Source organism: Brevundimonas sp. (assembly GCF_036405315.1).
GTDB lineage: Bacteria > Pseudomonadota > Alphaproteobacteria > Caulobacterales > Caulobacteraceae > Brevundimonas.
Genome location: NZ_DASWXW010000011.1, coordinates 1 through 1,627 on the forward strand (window position 1 = coordinate 1; position 1,627 = coordinate 1,627).

Below are 1,627 nucleotides of genomic sequence, written 5' to 3' on the forward strand. Positions count from 1 at the left end.
TGGCGAGAACAAGCGCGCGGTCGAAGAAAAGAACATGGGCCCGACGGTCAAGACGTTCATGACGCGCTGCATCCAGTGCACGCGTTGCGTTCGCTTCATCACCGAAGTGGCCGGCGTGCCGGACATCGGCATGATCTCGCGCGGCGAAAGCGCCGAGATCACGACCTATCTGGAAAAGAACATCGACAGCGAGCTGTCGGGCAACGTCAACGACCTGTGCCCGGTGGGCGCCCTGACGCACCGCCCGTGGCAGTATCACTATCGTCCGTGGGAGCTGAAGAAGACCGAGACCATCGACGTCATGGACGCCCTGGGCTCGAACATCCGCGCCGACTCGCGCGGCGCCGAGGTCATGCGCGTTCTGCCGCGCGTGAACGAAGGCATCAACGAAGAGTGGCTGTCGGACCGTTCGCGCTACGCCGTCGACGGCCTGCAGGCGCGTCGTCTGGACCGTCCTTGGGTGCGTGAGAACGGCAAGCTGCGCGTGGCTTCGTGGGACGAGGCGCTGAACGCCGTGGCGAGCAAGATCAAGTCGACCTCGGCTGACCGTATCGGCGTCATCGCCGGCGACCTGCAGGACGCCGAGTCGATGAAGGCGACGCTGGACCTGTTCCGCGCCCTGGGCTCGGCCAACACCGACTGCCGTCAGGACGGCGCCGCGATCGGGCAGGGGGCTCGCGAGGGCTGGCTGTTCAACTCCGGCCTGCAAGGCATTGAAAACGCTGACGCCATTCTGATCGTCGGCGCCAATCCGCGCACCGAAGCGCCGCTGCTGAACACGCGCCTTCGCAAGGCCTGGCTGAAGGGCGCCGCCGAGATCGGCGTCATCGGCGAACAGGTCGATCTGACCTATGACTACAACTACCTGGGCGCCGGTTCGAAGACCGTCGGCAAGCTGCCCAAGGCCGCCGTCGACTTCCTGACCAAGGCTGAACGTCCGGCGATCATCGTCGGCGCGGGCGCCCTGGTCGGCGAGACCGGCGCGGCCGTGCTGAACGCCCTGGGCGCGCTGGCCAAGAAGGTCGGCGTGGTCAAGGACGGCTGGAACGGCTTCAACGTCCTGCACACCGCCGCCGCGCGCGTCGGCGGCCTGGACATGGGCTTCGTCCCGGCCGAGGGCGGTCTGGACGTGGCCGGCATGCTCAAGCCGGGCGCGCTGGACGTGCTGTTCCTGCTGGGCGCCGACGAGGTGAACGCCGACGCTTCGGGCGCCTTCCGCGTCTATCTGGGTTCGCACGGCGACCGCGGCGCGCACGGCGCCGACGTCATCCTGCCGGGCGCCGCCTACACCGAGAAGTCGGGCCTCTACGTGAACACCGAGGGCCGGGTGCAGATGGCCGAACGCGTGGTCTTCCCCAAGGGCGAGGCCAAGGAAGACTGGGCCGTCATCCGCGCCCTGTCGGAACGCGTCGGCTGCAAGCTGCCGTTCGACACCCTGGAGCAGCTGCGCGCCAAGCTGATGGGCGACCATCCGACCTTTGGCCGGATCGACTATCTGGCCCCGGCCGCGTCGTTCGACGTGGCGGCCCTGGGCACCAAGGGCGATCTGGGCGACGTCGCCTTCGTCTCGACCATCGTCGATCCCTACCTGACCAACCCGATCGCGCGCGCCAGCGAAACCATGGCC

At 67.9% G+C, this 1,627-nt stretch carries 1 protein-coding gene; it reads left to right on the forward strand.

The features are described 5' to 3' along the window. The coding region (nuoG, locus tag VGE49_RS00435; protein ID WP_331032620.1) for an NADH-quinone oxidoreductase subunit NuoG at positions 1-1,627 on the forward strand (1,627 nt) is incomplete at both ends.